The following is a 17541-nucleotide window of genomic DNA, read 5'->3' as shown; positions in this document are numbered from 1 at the left end:
TTATTCCTTTAACTCCGCTACTGTGTCGATAAAGAGGTCGCCACGTACTTCAAAGTTAGCATACATATCCCAGCTGGCATTGGCTGGACTGAGAAGAACCACGTCTCCTTGAGTCGCAAGCTCGTAGGCCTTGCGGGTCGCATCAGCAATATCAGTCGCATCCACATAAGACACACCAGCCTTATCTGCTACCCGTTTGACACGTTCGGCAGACTGACCCAGGATGACCATCTTCTTGAGTCCAGTAATATCTGACACCAATTCGTCAAACTCATTGCCACGGTCCAAACCACCTGCAATCAAAATGACCTTGCTGTTGTCAAATCCTGACAAGGCTTTTTGAGTAGCCAAGATATTGGTTGACTTGCTATCATTATAGAATTTGACACCCTTGATTTCATCCACAAATTGGAGACGGTGTTTGACACCACCAAAGGCTGAAAGAGTTTCTTTGATGATCTGGTTGTCTACACCACGAAGCTTGGCTACAGCAATCGTCGCAAGGGCATTTTCCACATTGTGGCTACCAGGAACTCCGATTTCATTCGCTGCCATGACAACTTCCCCACGGAAGTAGAGCTGACCATCTTCCAGATAAGCTCCATCAACCTTTTCAAGTGTTGAGAATGGTACAACTGTAGCTTGTGTTTTAGTAGCTAATTCTTTTGCCAAGTCTTGGTTAAAGTTCAAGACAAGGAAATCAGACGCTGTCATCTTGTTCTGGATATTCCACTTGGCTGCTACATATTCCTCAAAAGAACCATGATAATCGATATGAGTTGGCATGACGTTGGTAATAACCGCAATCTCAGGATGGAATTCTTGAACGCCCATCAATTGGAAAGAAGAAAGTTCCATAACAAGCGTGTCCTTGTCTGACGCAGTTTGTGCCACTTGACTAGCTGGATAGCCGATATTTCCTGATAAAAGACCATGTTGCCCAGCAGCAGTCAAAACTTCCCCAATCATAGTCGTTGTGGTTGTTTTACCGTTCGAACCTGTGATACCGATAATTGGCGCTTCTGAAATCAAGTAAGCCAATTCCACCTCAGTCAAGACTGGAATCCCCTTGGCCAAAGCCTTTTCAATCATGGGATTACTGTATGGAATACCTGGATTTTTCACCATAAGGGCAAAATCTTCATCCAAGAGTTCCAAAGGATGGCCACCTGTGATAACCTTGATCCCTTCTTCCAACAAACTTTGCGCAGCTGGATTGTCCTCGAATGGTTTCCCGTCATTTACTGTCACAATAGCACCTAGTTTATCCAACAAACGAGCTGCAGATTCACCAGACTTAGCCAAACCTAAAACAAGGACTTTCTTATTTTTAAATTGATCTATTACTTTCATGTCTCGAACTCCATTTCTACTCTTACTATTTTACCATTTTTATGGAAATAAAAAAGCCACAAAGTGTGTTTGTGACTCTTTCTTCTAACTGAATTTTACCTTATCATCTATGTGATAAATCGGTAACTCGAATGACTTGGTCCACTTGCTCCCAAATCAGAGGATTGTGGGTCGCAATAATAATAGTTCGATTCGGATTTTTTAAAGATTCTAGATAGAAAGTAATTCCTCAGAGTTTTTGGGGTCTAAGGAAGCGGTTGGTTCATCTGCGAGAATCAAAGGTGGATCCTTTAAAATTATCTTCGCTAGTGCAACACGTTGTGCTTCTCCTCCTGATAATTCAAAGATAGGTTGCTTTAAATCTAAATAAGAGAGGTTAACACGGTTTAGAGCTTGTTTCATCAAAGAGATTTTTTCTTTTTCTTTCAACTTTTTACCAACTAAACCCAGATTGAGATTCTCTTTGACGGTTTGGCTTTCAATTAAGCCAAAATCTTGAAATAAGTATCCCAAGTAATCTCTAAAGAAAACAGAAGGCCTGATGTCCTTAAGAGAAGTGCCATCATAGATGATTTGTCCTTTGTCATATGGCTCTAATCGTCCAATCATATTCAAGAGTGTTGTCTTACCACAGCCACTTGTACCGATTAAGGCATAAATTTTCCCACCTTCAAAATGAAGATTTGTATCTGAAAATAGCTGACGGCTTCCAAATTTTTTAGATATATTCTTTAGTTCAATCATCCTATTTTCCTTTCATAATTGTCATAGAAACACGAGATTCTTTATGAGCTTGACGGTAAAGCGTCAAAACTGCACTAGCTAGAAAGACTAATAAAGTGAGCAAGCCAATCACCAAGTCTCGACTACTTAAAATAAAGAAACTAGCACCAAATACAAAACTGGCAAATTGACTAACCATATACTGAGCATGCGTTTCAAAAAATCGTAAACCTGAAATTCGTTTAATCAAGATATCTCGACGGAATTGCTCGAAATATAGAAGATTTACAGAATAAAAGAGTAACAAGGAACTGGCTATCCCCACAATGGCTCCTAAGATTAAAGTTGCTGTTTCAGTTTGAACTTCATTATAACGAGTTAGATAAACACTTCTTCCTTCTTTAAGATAGGATACTTGCTCATAAATTCCTGCATTTTTCAAGAGTTTAATCCCATCTTCATATCCTTTGACAAAGATATTCTTACCAGCATTGATAGACCAACTAGATTTGGAAATGATACTATCACCTATAGATGTTGGAGTAAATACAACTAAAATCGGATCAGTCAAATACTGAGTGGATACGGGATTCTCACCGTTATTATAAACAAACCGCTTTTCTCCAGTTGGAAGATAACTAACAATCGCTCTCATTTCATACTCTAAAGGAGCACTTGCCTCCTCACCAGATTTTCCATAATAACTCAATTTTTCTTCAAAAACTTTCTTAAGTTCTGCTTCTCGAGAGCGCAAATGTTCTGGGAGCAAGAGGATAAACTCACCTTTTTGGAGATGGGCTAACTTCTGTTTGGTCTCAGCATCTACCACGACATTTTCCTTGTCCAAATAACTTGGACTGACATAGAGAACATTAGCATCTGGACTATAGGTATCCAGTGTCTCTCCGTTTTTATTTTTTCCTTGAGGATTTGCAAAATGAATGAGATTATCTTTTACAAATAGAGCCTGTTCTTCTTCGATTGCTTCCTTGGCAAAGGCATACCACTTATTCTGATTTTCTGTATCTTTTACTCTATCACCTAAGCCAAAGAAAATCTGGTAATAGTCTGCTCTGTCCTGCCATGCTTGTTTTGAAATTTCAAGTTCTTTCAATCGTTGGTAAGACGTCAAGCCTGTCTTAACAGCGTAGCCCACTGTAAAAACAGCTACCAACTGACACAATAGGGTTAAAGCCATCAAGCGTTTAAGGGGTAATCTCCCCTTAATAACAGGAACTAATGCTTTGTAACTCAAACTCATTAGATAAAGAAGCATTAGTAAAATTGAAATCGCCAATAAAAACAACAGATAGAAACTAATCCCAAAACCATAGGTGGCTAACAAGATAGGATAAAACAAACCTTGACTAAAAAGAACGACTCCCCCACCTAGGAAGGAAAGGAGGGCTGATAGAAGGAGCCATTTGATATCAGTCGATAAAGAATGCCCCATGATGGATAAGAGAGTCTGACCAGAAAAGAGTTTTATACCTGCTGCTCTCATTTCCTTAATCCGAGTGATAATCACTAAAGCAAAGAAAGATAAGCCAAATATTGCTAAACTAATTAAAATAAGGGGAATTAGTAACATTCTAAAAGCAAGAGAATAGGGCGGTGTCTTTCGGTCAGGAATTGCTTTATAACCCAAATCTCCTAATTTATCGGCAAGCTTTTCTTTCGTCAAGGAGCCTGACAAAAGGAGATAACTATTTAGTGGATCACTACGTTCACGACTTTCTTGACTAGCTTCTTGGAATTCTTTTGGTAAAGTTCCCTGACCATAAGTTGCATAAGTAAAGTGAGTCGTCCCATCCTTACTCGGCTCTACAATTCTCCTAGCTATTAAACTCTGTTCTGAGTTTACAAACTTCTCTAATTCCTTTTCAAATACCTCACGCGTCGGTTCCTGAGTATCTTTTTTGACACGAAGTAGAGAAACGGAATCATAGCTTGCATATAAATATTGTGGCGCACGTAAGACTATAATCCAAGCAAAGAAGAAGCTGAGAAAAAAAGTTGATAATAATATGAATAGTTTCTTCATAGTAGACTCCTTGTATAAGAGAATAACCCTATAGAACAAAGATTTTATGTTTTATAAATTCTTAGAATTATTTTCCTAGTTTAATCAATCACACCCTGAACAACAAGACAACAATACTCTTCAAAAATCAAATTCAAACCGCGTCAACGTCGCCTTGCCGTACTCAAGTACAGCCTGCGGCTAGTTTTCTAGTTTGCTCTTTGATTTTCATTGAGTATAAATTTAATCCTTTCTTATTTTGAAATCGGTTTCTTATAACTTAAGTATATCACTTTCTATATAATCTATCAACATATTTTACTAAGATATCATTAGTAATGAAGTTTTACAATTTCCTAAAAAATAGATGTCAGTAACGAATTTTATTCAAGTTTTTCCCATTCATATTATCCAAGCAAAAGAGATGATGTTATAGTAAAAAAACAATTCAAACTATTGTAAAATTCCTACCAAAAAAAGAGAGCCAAAACTCTCTTTTATCTTCTTTTACTTTTACTGACCGACATGAGGGTAATATCTCGCAAGCTAAAGTATGCTAGGAAGAGCATGGCGACTGCGATAAAGAATTCTGTCGGTAGCTGAAAGATTTGCAGAACAGACAACATGAGTAAAATCAAGAGTGCTACGAAAGCAAAGACGACAAGGACGATATTGACTGTCCCTTTAATGCTTTGTGGTGTCGCAAATACATAGAGTAGTAATAAGAGGATTCCTATGATTAAATAAACCATCTTTATCTCTTTCTAGCTCTTATTCAGCTGATTTTTTCTTCTTGTTAGCTTTCTCACGCTCTGCCTTGTTAAGGATTTGTTTACGCAAACGGATAGACTCAGGCGTTACTTCCATGTACTCATCGTCGTTCAAGAACTCAAGAGACTCTTCAAGTGTCAAGATACGAGGGGTCTTGATAACAGCTGTTTGGTCCTTAGTAGCTGAACGAACGTTAGTCATTTGTTTCGCCTTAGTGATGTTAACTGTCAAGTCGTTTTCACGAGAGTTTTCACCGATGATCATTCCTTCATAAACCTCAGTACCTGGGTTGACAAAGATTGTACCACGTTCTTCGATAGACATGATTGAGTAAGTTGTAGCCTTACCAGCATCGATAGAAACAAGGGCACCACGGTGACGACCACCAATTTCACCTGGAATCAATGGCAAGTATTGGTCGAAGGTATGGTTCATGATACCGTAACCACGAGTCATTGACAAGAACTCAGTTGAGTATCCAATCAAACCACGCGCAGGAACAAGGAAGACCAAACGAGTTTGACCATTACCAGTTGAAATCATATCCAACATTTCACCCTTACGTTCAGAAAGGCTTTGGATAACAGACCCTTGGTATTCTTCTGGAGTGTCGATTTGAACACGTTCAAATGGCTCACATTTAACACCGTCGATTTCTTTTACGATAACCTCTGGACGAGATACTTGAAGTTCATAACCCTCACGGCGCATGGTTTCGATAAGGATTGACAAGTGCAATTCTCCACGTCCTGAAACAGTCCATTTATCTGGTGAGTCAGTTGGTTCAACACGGAGGGAAACGTCTGTTTGCAATTCAGCCTGCAAGCGTTCTTCCACCTTACGAGAAGTTACCCATTTACCTTCTTTACCAGCAAATGGTGAGTTGTTGACCAAGAATGTCATTTGAAGAGTTGGCTCATCGATGTGTAGGATTGGAAGAGCTTCTACTGCATCTGTCGGAGTAATAGTTTCGCCGACAAAGATATCTTCCATACCTGAAACGGCAATTAAGTCACCCGCTTTAGCTTCTTGGATTTCACGACGTTCCAAACCAAAGAAACCGAAGAGTTTTGTAACACGGAAGTTTTTAGTTGTGCCATCAAGTTTAGAAAGGGTAACTTGGTCCCCAACCTTAACAGTACCACGGAAGACACGACCGATACCGATACGACCAACGAAGTCATTGTAGTCCAAAAGTGATACTTGGAACTGCAAAGGCTCATCTGAGTTATCTACTGGAGCTGGGATATGGTCGATAATCGTGTCAAAGATTGGTGCCATAGTCGCTTCTTGGTCAGCTGGATCATCTGACAATGAAGAAGTTCCGTTGATCGCTGAAGCATACACCACTGGGAAATCAAGCTGGTCGTCATCTGCACCAAGCTCGATGAAAAGTTCCAAGACTTCGTCCACTACTTCTGCTGGACGAGCTGATGGCTTATCGATTTTGTTAACAACCACGATTGGGACAAGGTCTTGTTCCAAGGCTTTTTTCAATACGAAACGAGTTTGTGGCATGGTTCCTTCGTAAGCATCTACGACCAAGACAACACCGTCAACCATTTTCATGATACGCTCAACTTCTCCACCGAAGTCCGCGTGTCCTGGTGTGTCCATGATATTGATACGAGTTCCGTTATAGGCAACGGCTGTATTTTTAGCAAGGATGGTAATTCCACGCTCTTTTTCGATATCGTTTGAGTCCATAGCACGCTCTGCCAATTCAGTACGTGCATCAAGCGTTTCTGATTGTTTCAATAATTCGTCAACGAGGGTTGTTTTACCGTGGTCAACGTGGGCGATAATCGCAATGTTACGGATATCTTCTCTTAATTTTGTCATGATTTCCTCTATAATATTCAAAATTTATTTTCTAACTGAACGATTATACCATAATTTCAGGTAAATAACATAACTCAAGCAAGTGTAAATGTTTTCACTGTGCTTTTCTTTTCACGTCAAGCCTTTTCAAAGCAAGCGACTTATGATAAGATAGGCACAGTATGCGTTTAGATAATTTATTAGCCCAAGAAAAAATCAGCCGAAAAGCCATGAAACAAGCCTTACTCAAAGGGGAAATTCTAGTCGATGGTTGCCCAGCCCGCTCCCTAGCTCAAAATATCGATACAGGGCTACAAGAACTCCTTTTTCAGGGTCGAATCATTCAAGGCTATGAACACACCTATCTTATGCTTCATAAACCTACTGGTGTCGTTACAGCCAATAAAGACAGGGAACTTCCAACCGTCATGGACCTCCTTCCGCCTGACATCCAGTCTGACATGCTCTATGCCGTCGGCCGACTGGACCGAGATACGACAGGACTCCTCCTCTTGACTGATAACGGTCCTTTGGGCTTTCAGCTCCTCCATCCCCAATATCATGTCGATAAAACTTATCAGGTTGAGGTTAATGGACTTCTGACACCTGACCATATCCAAGCCTTTCAAAAGGGAATTGTCTTTTTAGATGGCACTGTCTGTAAACCTGCAAGACTAGAGATTCTATCTGCAAGTCCTTCCCTCAGTCAAGCTTCTATCACCATTTCAGAAGGAAAATTTCATCAGGTTAAGAAAATGTTTCTCTCGGTTGGTGTCAAGGTGACCTCACTCAAACGAATTCAGTTCGGTGAGTTTACATTAGACCCAGAACTAGCAGAAGGTCAATACCGTCCCTTGAACCAAGAGGAATTGAAAATCATTAAAAACTACTTAGAGAAAAGTGGATAAAACAAAAAAGCTTTCAAATAAAGCTTTTTTGTTTTACACTACTTAATTCATAAAAAGAATCAATCCTAAAACCCAATTAATTACGGAAACTACAATCGCTACAATAGCTATAATTTTCTCTGTTTTATAGTCTAGTCCAGATTCTTTTTGAAGTGAGTTAGCATACAATAAACTGGTAATACCTAAACCAATACCTCCCAACGGAAATAACAAACCAAGAATAATCGACAAGATACCCACAAAAAGTGGATTTTTCTTCTTTTCTTTCATGTTCTAAGAACTCCTTAAATTTTATACAAATTAATTATACTATAAAACAATAGCTTCATCCTATCATTCGGCTAATTTGGAAATAAGGTTAGCTAGTCTTCACTTTCCCTTTCCAAGAATCCAAGCCATAAGAAAGGATATAAATCTCAGAAAAACCTTGTTTTTTCAAGTAAAGAGCTGCATTTGTAACTCGTTGCGCACGTTGGTTTTCGTAAAGAAGGACAGGTTTGTCTTTACGAAGGGCTGCAAGACTAGTTTTCAACTGACTTGAAGGAATATTGCGAGCCCCAAGGATATGTTTTCTGTGGAATTCTGCTGGATCACGCAAATCAATCAATTGACCTGTACGAATCAAGGCTTCAAACTCCTCATTGTCTACGATTTTAGCCGCACGGCGAATACGAAGATAGTTAAAGCCCATCCACGCCAACATTGCTAGTATAAGTGCCCACAAAATCCAAGTAATCATTAGTTCTTTTCTCCATTTTTCTCAATATAATCCAATTCTACCTTGTGCTCTCTGCGAAGAACCGCTTCTGCTTCTAGATAATCCAGTTTGTCCATCAACCCTGCATCGTAAATCCGAGAGAGTTCCAACTTCATCAGTTCAATATCATATAAGCGTTTTCCCATATAAACAATAATACCAAATCGTTTGAGGAATTGCTGCACATCATAGAATGTTTTCATAAGACTCATTCTAGCAAAAATTTGTGTTTTTTTCAAGAAGAGACTCACACAAGAAGTATCACAGAATTTAAAAAAGCTGCATCTTCTGCAACTTTTTAATCTGGTGGAAAATAACCCAACTGCTCAGCGATGTGAATCGCCTCCTGCCTGTTAGCCACTCCTAATTTTGAAAAGATATTGGCCAGGTGATTGGAAACTGTACGTTTACTCACATAGACCTTGTCACAGACATCATCAATAGTCAAGCCATTTCTAACCAGTTCTAGTATCTCGATTTCTCGTGGTGTTAGCACCTCTACCATCACTTCATCTGAAAAGATCTTACCTCCTAGATAAATCTTTTCCAGTTTTTTCACCAACTCATCTGGATCCATACTTTTATCTAGAAATCCATAAGCCCCCATAGCTTTAGCTCGGTGTTCATACATCTTTTTGCTGTAACCTGTCAAAATCACAACCTTACTAGAACAACCATTGTCGATAATCTCTTGTGCCAAGGTCAGCCCATCAGCTTGATACAGACTCGTCAGGTTGATATCAATCAAAATAATGTCGTAGTCATTAAAAGCAATCTCCGAAATAGTCGAAAAATTATCTACTAACTGGACCTTTTTAATGTTTTCCGATAACTCTAAAATCATCTTGATACTTTGGCTAAATAATTTATGATCATCAATTAACAAAATTTTCATAACACAACTCCTTATCAATCGGGAGAGTAATTTCTACACGAAATCTCTTATTATTTTCAAAAATCTGCATTTGACCACCTAAAACACTAATTTTATTAGACATATTTTTCAAGCCATAACCTAAGGATTTTTCTGTTTGAAGGCAGTCATTTTCAGAAATGATAAAAATAGTGTCATCATGTACATCAATCTTCAAAGAAATCGTTCCACCACTAGCGTACTTAACGGCATTGGTCGCCAACTCCTCAACCAGACGATAGGCAATTTTATCGTAAGGAGATAAAAGCCTAAAGTGGGCAGGAAACTGTGTGACGACTTCATTTTCTGCGTGATAGCGCTTGACAATCCGATTAATCAGCCCTTGATACTGTATGTCTAACTGCTCGTCTGTTTCTACCATTGGCTGATAATAATCCATCCGCTCACGAATCCGCTGAACCAACTCCTCTGTCACCAGATTGATCTGTTCACCAAAAGCTTGATTGCTACTATATTTATTAAAATTTTTTATCGCCATCACATTTTGCAGGATTTCATTGTGAAGAAATTCGGAGAACTGTTGTTCTGTGTCTTCATTTGCCAGCAGACTTTTCACCATACGGTTACGCTTTAAAAAGAGAACTTTTACATAATCCCTAGCATCTAGCATTTCAGCAGAACGAAAAAGGCGAATCAATTCTTCCGAACAAATCCCGAACAATAGTAACATGATATTCAATACCAAAAAGCTCGTGTTTAAGTCTAAATGAAAGATGATGAAAATGCCTACTAACAAAAACATAATCAGTAAAAACAAGCGTGAAAAAGCTTTTATATAGGACAACTTCAACTCTACTACCTTTTTCTGAAGAGAGTTAATAATTGTTTTGAGATGCAAAAAAGCAAGTATTCCAATAATCTCAAGATACCAGACTAGGTTCATCACTCCTGCGCCCCTCGTATTGATATACAAAAAGAAATAAGAAAGAGGCAATATTAAAGCTAATATCCACAAATTTCGTCTCTGATACTTGAGTCTACTTTTCAACTCTTTATGATATAAAATCAGTAAAATCAAGGGAACAAGGTTTAAAAAGAAAGACGCAAACAAGGACAGAAATAGAAAAATTGAAGGACTTAACAGATACGAACTAATGGTGATTAGTGTCAACACAAAGGACACACTCAACAGTTCTTCTCCTATTTTCTCACCCAGAAAGATAATAGACAGAGAACTATACACCAATAAAAAAGAGTTGAGCGGATGAAGAATATCAAAGAAGTGCAACAGGGTGCTCGCAACTCCTTGATTAAATATGGATTGCCAGCTAATAAGAAACATCATCAGAAGCAACCAAAGTTTCAACTCACTGTACCGAAAGGTCACAATATTACAAATATAACTAAATGCAATTAAAGCAATAATCAGCAATAAAACCATCTGCAAGGAAAAATCTGTCGAAAAGTCCAGAGGAATCCTATAATAAATATAAATCATTAAAGCTAGATGATTAAAAATCGTCAACCACCACAATAAAAGTGAGTTTTTCGAGAGCGATTTGACAAACTGTTTCATATGTATCCACTTCCTGAACTACTTTAATATCATTATAACACAATACCAGAATTGTCGGATAGGCAACTCTGGTATTTGACTTAATTTTCAATAATTTCCCAACTTACTCTGTAAGTCACTAGCAGGTAAAGGACAAAGAGTAAGACCGCTACTCCCAGATAGGTGATATCTATAGAAATGCTGGTATTAGCGAAATTCTCAAAATAGCCCAAAAGAGCGGTACTCAAGGCAAATGCTAGCGGACCTGCGATGACCAGCGGAACCAAGAAATAACTTAGAATCTGTTGCAAAAGAATAAAGCGATTTTGCTTTCTCTTGTTCCCAAGAAGGTATAAGATTTGATAATCATTGACACTATCCAAAGCGCTTGTAGAAGTTTGAAGGGACAAGATACTGAGGGAAATAATGATAAAAATAACACTGACAAAAATCATGACAAAGACAATGACGCCCATAAATCCAAGATAAATCTCAAAAATTCTTCCTTTGGTTTGATAGGTGAACGAATTCAACTCTTCTCCATCACGAGTGAAGTAGTATTTTTCAATCCACTGACTCAAGAATGTTTCTACTTCCCGTTTGTCTATATTTTCCTTGAAATTGGCAACATAGGTCGTGTGGTCTTCCGTCAATCCAACTACTACCTTATCTGGTACAATCAAGGTTCCTGAGTCATTTGTAGTTACTGAAGATAAAAAGTAAACTGTTTCAAGTGGCTTTGAAGAGGCAAGGTTGAGAGAACGACCGTTAATCATGAAGGTTTTGGTCGTTGATAGAAAGTCCTGGATCTGCTTGGCAGTTCCTTTATAATTGGCATTGACTAGAAATTGGTCTTCTGACAAGTCAACCGCTTTTTTCCCTTGCAGTTTGCGGAGATGATTGTAGGCAGAAATTCCTAAAATCGGTACTTTTGATTCAGGAAGTTTCTTATCATGATCCCAGAGATTGCTAGTATCAATCAAATCTTTATAAGTTAAATCACTAGAATAGATAGGGCAGCTGTACTCCTCTTTGATGAGGTTAAAGTCAAAGCCATCGGCTTTCAATCTGTCTTTGACAGATTCCTGAGAAAATTGAAACTCTTTACCACGGTAGAGATTGACAGTTACATCATAAGGTGAGTATTTGTTCAGCTCTCGGTTCATAGTCGTATAGGCACTACCACTAAAAACGAGTAAGCTGAGAGCCAGTGTCAAGGTCAAGGATAAGACAGCCAACGTGACCGAATTACTATCAGCTTGTTTTGAAAATTGACGGATTTTAAAAGTGTTTAGTTTGTTATAGTAAGTTTGAGGCAGTTTTCTAAGGGAAATCAAGACAAAATGGCTTAAAGTATTGTAAAACAAAATCACAAAAATCACGAAGACAGATACCAGCAAGATACCCCAGCTTTTCAAGAATGATAGATGGTGATAGTCTGAAAAATAGAGAGCACCAAAACCGATAACAGCTGTCGAAAGAATAAAGAGAAGTGCTTGAAGAACTGGCTTGCCTTTTGCCAAGACAGATTTCTTGACCCCATTTTCTTGAATGAGTGCAATGATATTTTTCTTTCTAAAGGTAAGAATGTCCATGACACCAACAATAAAACTGGTTACCAAATAGGAATAAACTAGTAAGATAACAGACTTGCTATCAAAGAAAAGCATACTACCAAAGTAATTGGCCATAAAAAACTCAGATGCAATCTTAGCTAGAATGACCAGTAAGATCAATCCAAGCAAGAAACCTAGAATCAAGGAAAAGATATTGACCAGCATGGTTTCAAAGAACAGGGTACGGATAATCTGCTTCTTCTTCATTCCCAGCGTTGCATAAAGTCCCAGCTCTTTCTTGCGCCGTCCCAGCACAAAATTTGTGGCGTAAACGATGAGAAAGGCAATCGCCGATAGAATCAGATAGGAAAGCAAGCCCATGTACTGGCTCATCACCGTCGTCAACATTTCCTTTGCCCCTGATAAACTTTGCATCACTGGATGGCTTGGTAAAGCATTAAAAGCGTAGAGCAAGCTATAAATCAATGTCAGACTGAAAAAATAGATGGTATAAGTCTGTAAATTTCGAAATACATTTCGTAAAATCAATTTTGGATACATACTCTCACCCTCCTATCTGGTACGACTGTAAATCTCTTGCAAATACTGTTCATTAGATAAGCTGTTACGTTCCAAATCATCCATAATCTTTCCATCTCTAAGTAGCACCATCCGTGAAGAGTACTTTGCTGCGGCAGGGTCATGCGTAACCAGTAAAATGGTAATACCAAAACTTTTATTGATTTCCTGCAAAAGTGCCATCAGTTTTTCAGAATTGGCAGAGTCCAAGGCTCCTGTCGGCTCATCTGCGATAATCAGTTTAGAATCATCAATCAAGGCTCTAGCAGTTGCCACGCGTTGTCGCTGACCACCTGATAACTGATTAGGAAACTTATCTTTTAAGTTTTGGATGGCCAACTTATCCAAAATTTCCTCAATCTTATCCTGATGTTTTTTGATATTTTTCCCCTGAATTTGAAGAGGTAGAACAATATTTTCATAGACCGTCAAGGTTTCCACCAAGTTGTAGGCTTGGAAAATATAGGAAATGTTTTTGGCACGATAGTCAGCTAGTTCATTTTCCTTGGCATGGATGATGTCAAAATCTTCAAATCGAATCTCACCTGACGTTGGTTTATCAATCGTTGAAATACAGTTGAGGAGTGTTGTTTTTCCACTACCACTGGCACCCATAATTGCCAGAAAGTCACCTTTTTCAACGGACAAGTTCACATCTAATAAAGCATGAACGATATTATCCCCTTGACCAAATATTTTCGTTAATCCTGTTACAATAAGCTGTTTCATCATTTCATTCCTCCGTTTCTTTATTACTCTCTTATTATACGGTTCCTTTCAATGTTTGGCATGAGTATTTTGTGCAATATATTCAAGTAATAAAAAAACCGATGCCTTTTTCAGGTATCGGTCGATGTTGATTATTTGCGATCGTTTCTTTTTTTCATAAAGTAAACAATCCCTATGACAACAACTCCTAAGACCAGTACAGGTGCATAGAATTCTAGTGTTCCAATAATTCCTTCCATTTTATCCTCCTGTCAAAAAATAGAGAGTTTTATTCATAGCGCACGTTTGACGAAATACATTCATAAGAATATGCAAACCACCAAGCACAGCGCCCCTGTGCTGTTAATCTAACAGCCGTACCCTAACCCAGCAGCAGATTTTCCATCCAATTCTTGGCTATTAATTTCCACAATCCAAAGAATCAATCTCAAAGTTGTCTTGTTCTATTTGTATTTCTCCCCGTAAATATAACACCAAATCAAAATGTTGTCAATATTTTGTAATAAAACACTAGAATTTTCCTTTTGTTTTATCTAACAGCGAACATCATTTCTCGTACACTCATAGGAATAGGTGAAACACAATCCACAGAGACCTGCTAGTGTCATTTTAAAAGCTGTGTACCACTAGCTTCTGATTGCCCGGAAAGTTCTTGCTTTTCAACCTCAAAACTTAGAGAATCAATCTCTGAACGATTTGTATTTTTAGCCATAAAGTTGCCTCCTTCCTTCTTTTGGATGATCATCTTTACAATAACTAGTATAAACTCTAGTACTGGATAAATAATGAGTAAATCGTGCAAATTTCTTATTTTCGAAGAAAATTTTTATAGTGCCCAATTAAAAAACAGCTAAACAATACCTTGCTCAGCTACTTTTTTAACTTATTTACTAAATGATTTAGAAGTTTCTTCTTAACTACTTTACAGAGACTTACACAATGCTCCTGATTTCCCTATCATCTTTGGCGATTCTGACGCAAGTGTGGTACAATAAAAACATGAGAATTCAACAATTACATTATATTATCAAAATCGTCGAAACTGGCTCCATGAATGAGGCAGCCAAGCAACTCTTTATCACTCAACCCAGTCTTTCCAATGCTGTGAGAGATTTGGAAAATGAAATGGGCATTGAAATCTTTATCCGCAATCCCAAGGGCATTACCTTGACCCGTGATGGGATGGAGTTCCTCTCTTATGCCCGTCAGGTTGTCGAGCAGACCCAGCTTCTGGAGGAACGTTATAAAAATCCTGTTGCCCACCGCGAACTCTTTAGCGTTTCGTCTCAACACTATGCCTTTGTAGTCAATGCCTTTGTATCGCTACTCAAGAAAAGCGATATGGAAAAATACGAGCTCTTCCTTCGTGAAACTCGTACTTGGGAAATTATCGACGACGTCAAGAACTTCCGCAGTGAGGTCGGTGTTCTATTTTTTAACAGCTACAACCGTGATGTTTTGACAAAGATGCTAGATGACAATCACCTGCTGGCTCACCATCTCTTTACAGCTCAGCCCCATATCTTTGTCAGCAAGACCAACCCTCTGGCAAAGAAAGACAAGGTCAAACTATCTGATTTGGAAAACTTCCCTTATCTCAGCTATGACCAAGGGACGCACAACTCCTTCTACTTTTCAGAAGAGATTCTTTCCCAAGAACACCACAAAAAATCCATCGTGGTTAGCGACCGTGCTACCCTCTTTAATCTCTTGATTGGTTTGGATGGTTATACCATTGCGACAGGGATTTTGAACAGTAATCTTAACGGAGACAATATCGTTTCTATCCCACTGGACATTGACGATCCGATTGAACTGGTCTATATCCAGCATGAAAAAACCAGCCTATCTAAAATGGGCGAACGCTTTATCGACTATCTACTAGAAGAAGTCCAGTTTGATAGTTGATACTCTTCAAAAATCTCTTCAAGCCACGTCAGCTTCGTCTTAGATTATATATGTGACTGACTTCGTCAGTCTTATCTACAACCTCAAAGCACTGCTTTGAGCAACCTACGGCTAGCTTCCTAGTTTGCTCTTTGATTGTCATTTAGTATGAGAATATCTCTAAATCGAATAAGCTAAAAACCTCAAGAACTAGCTTTCAATCCTAGTTCTTGAGGTTTTTTTCTCCAGTAGTAAATCAAAAGGTTTTTATAAAATCTTATTTTTTAAACCAAAATATAGATAAGATTAAAACAAGGACAAGTCCAGCTCCAACAACCAGTCCAAATACTGGAATGCTCCTAAATAGTTTTTGCTCTGGCTGTGTCTTCTCACTACTGTCTTGAGTTGATTCTGCCACTGTATCACCTTGTTTCGCCACGTCTTGTTCTGCTTTTTTCTCTATTTTCTTAGGACCATAATTTGGATTTACAAAGGCTACTTGTTTAGTCGGTTTGGAGTAGTCTTCTGCGCCTTCTTTGACTCGCCATGACACAGAATATAAAGTCCGTCCCTCCAATACCATTCCTAAATCAATTCGCTCACCAGGAGGCAAACCTCCACCTAAACCGACACTAAAAGCAAACGCTTGCCCCTCCTGATTATCTTTTAAGACAATAAATCCGTTCTCACTCACTTTTTTAAGACGAGATAACTTCCCTATAATATCTCCATCTTTAAAGGTTCCAGTGTAGCTTCCATCCTCTCCCAAAATAAGTGTTGAAGCTCTACCAGGCTTAGTACCATTATTTGGCTCCTTATTAATCCAAATACCTACCAACTCAGATGGCAAAGGAATTTCATCTCCAATTTTAGCATCGACAAAGTACTTGGGCATAGGGGGATTAGGATCCATATTATCTCCAATAATCGGGAGATTTAGAGAAGTATATTCAATAGCTGAGGTATCTATCTTTGTTTTAGAGTCAAGGTTTAATTCATCTAAGTCACCTTCTCCTGCTCTAAATTCACTTTTTTTAATTAACGTTGGCTCCTTATTTTCTTTAGAAAGTTGGAACAATCTATATGACATAATCCCTGGAGAACTTTCGAACACTATAATACTGCCATCTGTGTAGGTATTAATAACTGTCCCCATTCTAAGACTTGTATCCCAAAATCTATCAAATAAGGGAGTTGGAGTATTACCATTCATATAATATACTTCAAACAGTTCCCATTTTTCACCATTAGTTATACCGATTAATAACTCATCCGTCCCATTTTTATCAATATCCATCAAAGCGTAACCAAGTCTATTTGCATTATTTTCAAATAGCTGTTTACTCTCCCACTTCTCAGTAATTTGTGGCAATAGTTGGTTGTAGTCAGTACTGTCAGCTTGGGCTGACTTCACAAATGAAAATAGGCCGCAAAATAAATACAAACAGGTAATTATTTTTATAATTTTCTTCATATTATTTCTAATTTTAATTTCACCTATATAAATTAATAAATATTATTTTGATGGTAATGGTTATGCGTGTGATAATGATTTTCTTGGACATGTAAATTTCTCAAGTAATCAACTGCTTCTTCTGTATTTCTACGGATTCCATCTAACTGCTGTAATTGTAACGTTTGAACATAATTGTTATATCTTAATGCTTGAAGCATTTTCTTTGTATCAATATATTGTTCCCTTTGTAACTGTAGCATTTCTTTCTGATAGTTCAACTGTAATTCTTTATATTTTGTATCATCATATAAATTTACTAGTTCTTTCATATTATCAGCTTTGAAATTTTCTAAAGCTCCTATGACAATTAACAATTTAGCAAAGTTTTCAAGTGATATTCCTTTGTCTCCTTTTTCAAATTGACTTAGGAACTGTGGTGATACAATATCTGAGGCAGCTTCCTTTAGGCTGAGCCCTCGTGCTTCACGCAGGTACTTAAATGTAGCTCCAAATGGGTATAGATTTTCCATAAATAATCTCCTTACATAC

At 38.0% G+C, this 17541-nt stretch carries 16 protein-coding genes and 1 pseudogene; 2 read left to right on the top strand and 15 right to left on the bottom strand.

All coding sequences use genetic code 11. The features are described from left to right. From murD to typA, 5 genes and pseudogenes are all read right to left on the bottom strand, one after another. On the bottom strand, window positions 1–1353 hold the full coding sequence (murD, locus tag ADJ60_RS07210) for a UDP-N-acetylmuramoyl-L-alanine--D-glutamate ligase (RefSeq protein ID WP_023947269.1): 1353 nt from the start codon (window positions 1351–1353) through the stop codon (window positions 1–3). Between the two features lie 103 nt (window positions 1354–1456). Beyond that, a pseudogene (locus tag ADJ60_RS07205) lies at window positions 1457–2097 on the bottom strand (ABC transporter ATP-binding protein). Between the two features lies 1 nt (window position 2098). After that, entirely contained in the window at window positions 2099–4120 is a 2022-nt protein-coding gene (locus tag ADJ60_RS07200; RefSeq protein ID WP_049544363.1) for a bacteriocin-associated integral membrane family protein, read from the bottom strand. A gap of 476 nt (window positions 4121–4596) precedes the next feature. Beyond that, on the bottom strand, window positions 4597–4851 hold the full coding sequence (locus ADJ60_RS07195; RefSeq protein WP_000262670.1) for a DUF3165 family protein: 255 nt from the start codon (window positions 4849–4851) through the stop codon (window positions 4597–4599). Window positions 4852–4870: 19 nt separating this feature from the next. After that, window positions 4871–6712: a translational GTPase TypA gene (gene typA / locus ADJ60_RS07190; RefSeq protein ID WP_049544361.1), complete on the bottom strand. Its 1842-nt coding sequence runs from the start codon at window positions 6710–6712 to the stop codon at window positions 4871–4873. Between the two features lie 161 nt (window positions 6713–6873). Between typA and ADJ60_RS07185 the strand changes: the two genes are divergently transcribed. Beyond that, window positions 6874–7599 (top strand): 16S rRNA pseudouridine(516) synthase, encoded by a 726-nt coding sequence (locus ADJ60_RS07185; protein ID WP_001235011.1) that lies wholly within the window; start codon window positions 6874–6876, stop codon window positions 7597–7599. A gap of 42 nt (window positions 7600–7641) precedes the next feature. Here ADJ60_RS07185 and ADJ60_RS07180 read toward each other — a convergent pair whose 3' ends face one another. The 8 genes from ADJ60_RS07180 to ADJ60_RS11500 form a co-directional block, all read right to left on the bottom strand. Beyond that, window positions 7642–7869 (bottom strand): hypothetical protein, encoded by a 228-nt coding sequence (locus ADJ60_RS07180; protein ID WP_049499922.1) that lies wholly within the window; start codon window positions 7867–7869, stop codon window positions 7642–7644. 88 nt (window positions 7870–7957) lie between these two features. Next, the gene (locus ADJ60_RS07175; protein WP_049544359.1) at window positions 7958–8338 is read right to left on the bottom strand and encodes a rhodanese-like domain-containing protein; all 381 of its coding nucleotides are present in this window, start codon (window positions 8336–8338) and stop codon (window positions 7958–7960) included. Then, on the bottom strand, window positions 8338–8607 hold the full coding sequence (locus tag ADJ60_RS07170) for a YqgQ family protein (RefSeq protein WP_049544357.1): 270 nt from the start codon (window positions 8605–8607) through the stop codon (window positions 8338–8340). The genes ADJ60_RS07175 and ADJ60_RS07170 overlap by 1 nt, the downstream gene beginning before the upstream one ends. 47 nt (window positions 8608–8654) lie before the next feature. After that, window positions 8655–9251: a response regulator transcription factor gene (locus tag ADJ60_RS07165; protein ID WP_000698194.1), complete on the bottom strand. Its 597-nt coding sequence runs from the start codon at window positions 9249–9251 to the stop codon at window positions 8655–8657. After that, complete coding sequence (locus ADJ60_RS11750; protein ID WP_239682357.1) at window positions 9232–9960, bottom strand: ATP-binding protein; 729 nt, start codon at window positions 9958–9960, stop codon at window positions 9232–9234. Before ADJ60_RS11750 ends, ADJ60_RS07165 begins: the two co-directional genes overlap by 20 nt. 926 nt (window positions 9961–10886) lie before the next feature. Continuing rightward, window positions 10887–12902, bottom strand: a complete 2016-nt coding sequence (locus tag ADJ60_RS07155; protein WP_049544354.1) for an FtsX-like permease family protein — start codon at window positions 12900–12902, stop codon at window positions 10887–10889. 12 nt (window positions 12903–12914) lie between these two features. Then, window positions 12915–13649 carry an ABC transporter ATP-binding protein gene (locus tag ADJ60_RS07150; protein WP_049501938.1) on the bottom strand — a complete coding sequence of 245 codons (735 nt, stop codon included), beginning with the start codon at window positions 13647–13649 and terminating at the stop codon, window positions 12915–12917. 131 nt (window positions 13650–13780) lie between these two features. Then, a complete protein-coding gene (locus ADJ60_RS11500; RefSeq protein ID WP_004256158.1) occupies window positions 13781–13888 on the bottom strand; it encodes a QVPTGV class sortase B protein-sorting domain-containing protein in 108 nt (35 codons plus the stop codon). Window positions 13889–14648: 760 nt separating this feature from the next. Between ADJ60_RS11500 and ADJ60_RS07140 the strand changes: the two genes are divergently transcribed. After that, window positions 14649–15557 carry a LysR family transcriptional regulator gene (locus tag ADJ60_RS07140; protein WP_049501939.1) on the top strand — a complete coding sequence of 303 codons (909 nt, stop codon included), beginning with the start codon at window positions 14649–14651 and terminating at the stop codon, window positions 15555–15557. Between the two features lie 256 nt (window positions 15558–15813). On the opposite strand, the gene ADJ60_RS07130 is transcribed toward ADJ60_RS07140, so the two are convergent. Both ADJ60_RS07130 and ADJ60_RS11950 read right to left on the bottom strand, forming a co-directional pair. Next, a complete protein-coding gene (locus tag ADJ60_RS07130; protein WP_049501935.1) occupies window positions 15814–17010 on the bottom strand; it encodes a hypothetical protein in 1197 nt (398 codons plus the stop codon). Between the two features lie 32 nt (window positions 17011–17042). Then, the coding region (locus ADJ60_RS11950) for a helix-turn-helix domain-containing protein (RefSeq protein WP_049544350.1) at window positions 17043–17541 on the bottom strand (499 nt) is incomplete at its 5' end.

Source organism: Streptococcus pseudopneumoniae (genome assembly GCF_001076775.1).
GTDB lineage: Bacteria > Bacillota > Bacilli > Lactobacillales > Streptococcaceae > Streptococcus > Streptococcus pseudopneumoniae_G.
The sequence above is the reverse complement of the archived record's forward strand: the minus strand, read 5'-3'. Positions and strand labels throughout refer to the sequence as shown.